The sequence below is a fragment of the Desulfovibrio sp. genome, from assembly GCF_035644575.1.
Taxonomy (GTDB): domain Bacteria; phylum Desulfobacterota; class Desulfovibrionia; order Desulfovibrionales; family Desulfovibrionaceae; genus Desulfovibrio.
Genome location: NZ_DASQOG010000019.1, coordinates 1 through 3,661 on the forward strand (window position 1 = coordinate 1; position 3,661 = coordinate 3,661).

Annotated in this window: 4 protein-coding genes; all 4 read right to left on the reverse strand. The window is 53.5% G+C overall.

All coding sequences use genetic code 11. From position 1 onward, the window contains the following. The coding region (locus VEZ52_RS00810; RefSeq protein ID WP_324835124.1) for a DUF5989 family protein at positions 1-111 on the reverse strand (111 nt) is incomplete at its 3' end. 24 nt (positions 112-135) lie between these two features. Beyond that, a complete protein-coding gene (locus VEZ52_RS00815) occupies positions 136-546 on the reverse strand; it encodes an SxtJ family membrane protein (protein ID WP_324835121.1) in 411 nt (136 codons plus the stop codon). After that, positions 546-1,649 (reverse strand): SGNH/GDSL hydrolase family protein, encoded by a 1,104-nt coding sequence (locus VEZ52_RS00820; protein ID WP_324835122.1) that lies wholly within the window; start codon positions 1,647-1,649, stop codon positions 546-548. The genes VEZ52_RS00815 and VEZ52_RS00820 overlap by 1 nt, the downstream gene beginning before the upstream one ends. 325 nt (positions 1,650-1,974) lie before the next feature. Beyond that, positions 1,975-3,594, reverse strand: coding sequence for a peptide chain release factor 3 (locus VEZ52_RS00825; RefSeq protein ID WP_324835123.1), 1,620 nt, complete (start codon positions 3,592-3,594; stop codon positions 1,975-1,977). Positions 3,595-3,661 lie beyond the last annotated feature (67 nt).

Sequence of the window (3,661 nt, forward strand, 5' to 3'; positions counted from 1 at the left end):
GCTGGTCATCACCACAAGCACGCCAAACAGCAGCAGAACGAGCACAAGGGGAAGCAGCCAGAATTTTTTGCGCTGCATAAAAAATTGCAGCAGGTCTTTAAGAAAATCCATTGATATCTCCTGAAGGAACAAATCCTAAAAAGGATGTTCCAGATCTTTTGCTTCAAAGGTATGGTCGCGCGAGACAAAGGTGGAATCCGAGCTCTTTTTCCAGCCTTTGCGACGCATGGGGTCATGACCGAAAAGGCGCATGACAAGCGCCAGCGGGGTCACTACAACAAAAAATATGACACTCAGCAGCAGACGCGACATGACGGAGCCAAGCAGCAGGGAAAGGCCCAGCCAGAGCTTTGCCACGGGCGAATACACGCGGGGCCAGATCATGCCCGCCAGCAGCAGCCCCAGAGCAAGGGGCAACAGGGTGAGCGACTTGGTAAACATGACGGCCAACAGACATATCAATGTCATGGCCATAGCGGTATCGGCGCATTCCTTGTTGCTCACGGCAGCAGGCAAAAAGCCGAAATGTAGTTTGCGGTGTTGCATCAGTTTCCTCTTGCAGCGGGGGATGATTGCAGGGCGGCGCGCACGTATGGCTCAAGAATGTCTGCGGCAACTGCGTTGCCAAAGGCGTTCCAGTGCTTGTCGCAACTGAAATACAGGTCGGGGTATTTGACGCCGCGTGCAAGCATGGCAGGCATCAAGTCCACATAGGTCGCGCCGGTGCGCCCGGCCAGCTCGTGCAGCTTGCGGGCAAGGGGCGGTTCCTTGCCGTCATAGTGTTCAAAATCCTGATAGGCAGGGATGGTGAACAGAATAACTTTGCGGTTTCCCGCTTCGGCCACAAGCTGTTCAATGGAATAGCGCATGATGTTCCATTCGTTCTCGGGCACGGAATAGTACATGGAGCCGCCCGAAGGATCACCGATATTTTCAGGTGTCCAGCGGGGGACAAGCTTCATGTTTTCGATCTTGAAATCATTCAGATAAATAGCAACCCGGTACAGGCAGCTCCATTCCAGCAGGGTGAGCTTGAAGCTCTTGGCCAAGGCCTGAACCTTGGTCGGCTGGGGCAGCTTTTTAACCGGGTAAAACAGCTTGTAATCGGGATAATCACCAACCAGATATGGGCGGTAATCGTCCGTGTCCTGAGTGTAGTAGAAATCCAGGCTGTTATCTTCAAAATCATTGCGGGGCAGAATGCCCAGCAAAACAACATCATGTTTGAACTGTTTAGCCATATGCTTGTATTGCAGCCATTCCTGAATGGTGCCAAAACCGCCGGAAGTGCCAAAATTGAGCACTTCCTTGCCGGTCGAGGCCTCAAGCAGGTTGGAGAGCCTTTCTTCCGAGCTGTTGCCCCATCCTTCAATAAAAGAATCGCCCAGAATAACCACGCGCGGCTGGTCTGCATCCTTGGTGCGCTCCTTGTCGCGCATGCCAAAAGCGTTGGAAGCGTACTGGGCCGTAAAACATGGCTTTTTGTGAAAATATGTGGAGGAAGGCTGGTGCCATACACCAAAATGCTCATCGCTGAACGTCCAGAACTTGCTGTTAACGTTCACGAGACTGTAAGACGGCATCTGAATGTTTGTGTTTATATACTTGATGTAGAAATAGGATGCCACCTCAAGCATGGCTATCAGCATAAACAGAAAAATCAGGAGTCTTTTTAGCATAAAGGAGTGGGTGAAAGAAAGTTTCGGGGTTCAGGCGAGGGGGACTCATCAAGGGCAACACCTGAACGGGAAGGCCAAAGCGTAAGCATAATCAAGTAGACCATATATGCCTGCTTTGCCAATTTTTCAAGCATGGTTTTGTGAGGGCAGAAACTCTATATCCCAGTATGGCGCGGCCTGCGGCACCTCACTGTGTAATCAAAATTGAAAATAACCGCACAAAAAACCGTTTTTGCAGGATTTTGTGCGGTTATTCAATTTTATGCAGATGCGAACAGATGAAGTTTTTGTCCGGCTATCTGATTTCACGTGTGGTGTGGAATGTTATCTGCGGCCATTCTTCAATAATCCGCGAGAGCCGCCATTCGCTAGTGGAAAGGATAGCAAGGCAGTCGTCGCCATCATAGGCGAGGTTTGACTGCTGGTCGGATTTGAAGGACTCCAGCGCAGCCCTGTCATTGGAGGTTATCCAGCGCGCGGCAGAAATGGGGCAGGGCTCGTACAGGGCAATAACGCCGTATTCGGCCTTGAGCCGGGCAATAATAACGTCAAACTGCAGCACGCCCACCGCGCCAAGAATGTGCGAGCTGTCTGTGATCGGGCGAAAAACCTGAATGGCCCCTTCTTCCGCAAGCTGTTTCAACCCTTTGGCGAGCTGCTTGGAGCGCAAGGGGTCAGCCAGTTGCACACGGCGAAAATGCTCGGGCGAAAAGTTGGGAATACCCGTAAATTTGAGTGGCTCCGAGGTTGTGAGCGTGTCGCCGATTTTCAGGGTCCCGTGGTTATGCAAACCGATAATGTCGCCGGGCCAGGCGTCTTCAACGCCTTCACGGTCTTGCGCCATAAAGGTGATTGCCCGCGAAAGCTGCACCTCTTTGCCAATGCGGTGGTGCTTGACCTTCATGCCGCGCTCGAATCTGCCGGAACAGATGCGCATAAAGGCAATTCTGTCGCGGTGGGCGGGGTCCATGTTTGCCTGAATCTTGAAAACAACACCGGAAAAATCTTCTTCAAGCGGATTGACCACGCGTTCGCCCGTGGCGCATTCCGCCACGCGGGGGATGGGGCCGGGGGCAAGGCGCACCAGTGTGTCGAGCAGTTCCTGAACGCCGAAATTGTTGACCGCACTGCCAAAAAATACCGGGGTCTGCTTGCCCTTGAGGTACAGTTCCTTGTCAAAAGGAAAGCCCGCGCCTTCCAGCAGGTCAATCTCCGTGCGCAGTTGCTCGGCGGCGTCTTCACCAATCAGTTCGGCAAGTTGCGGATCGTTCAATCCGTTGATGACCAGAGCTTCCTTGGGGCGGGAGGTCTTTTTGCCGTCTTCTGCAAAAAAGCGGATGGCCTGCCGCTCAATGTCGTACACGCCCTGAAAGCTCTTGCCCATGCCAATGGGCCAGGTCATGGGGGCGGCCTGAATGCCCAGGGTCTGCTCAATATCGCTCAAGAGGTCAAAGGCGTCGCGGCCTTCGCGGTCAAGCTTGTTGATAAAGGTCAGAATGGGCGTGTCGCGCATGCGGCACACTTCCATGAGTTTGCGGGTCTGCGTTTCAACGCCCTTGACCGAGTCAATGACCATGAGGGCAGAGTCCACAGCCGTGAGCACGCGGTAGGTGTCTTCTGAAAAGTCCTGGTGACCGGGCGTATCAAGCAGGTTGATGATATGATCGGCGTAGGTGAACTTCATCACCGAGGATGAAACGGAAATGCCGCGCTCGCGTTCAACTTCCATCCAGTCGGAAGTGGCATGGCGCTGGGCCTTCTTGGCTTTGACCGCGCCCGCCATCTGGATGGCTCCGCCAAACAGCAGCAGCTTTTCCGTGAGGGTTGTCTTGCCTGCGTCCGGGTGGGAAATAATGCCGAAAGTGCGGCGTCTGAGCGCTTCGCGACTCATGGCCGATGATATGTTTGTTTGCATAAATCTGCCTGGAATTCAGAGGTCAGGAGTGTGCCGGTGGGTCAGAATCCGGCTGCATAGCGGCGCA

Excerpts from the sequence above, each read along its gene's own strand:
- VEZ52_RS00820 (WP_324835122.1), bottom strand. The coding sequence starts at position 1,649 with ATGCTGATAGCCATGCTTGAGGTGGCATCCTATTTCTACATCAAGTAT.
- VEZ52_RS00825 (WP_324835123.1), bottom strand. The coding sequence starts at position 3,594 with ATGCAAACAAACATATCATCGGCCATGAGTCGCGAAGCGCTCAGACGC.
- VEZ52_RS00815 (WP_324835121.1), bottom strand. The coding sequence starts at position 546 with ATGCAACACCGCAAACTACATTTCGGCTTTTTGCCTGCTGCCGTGAGC.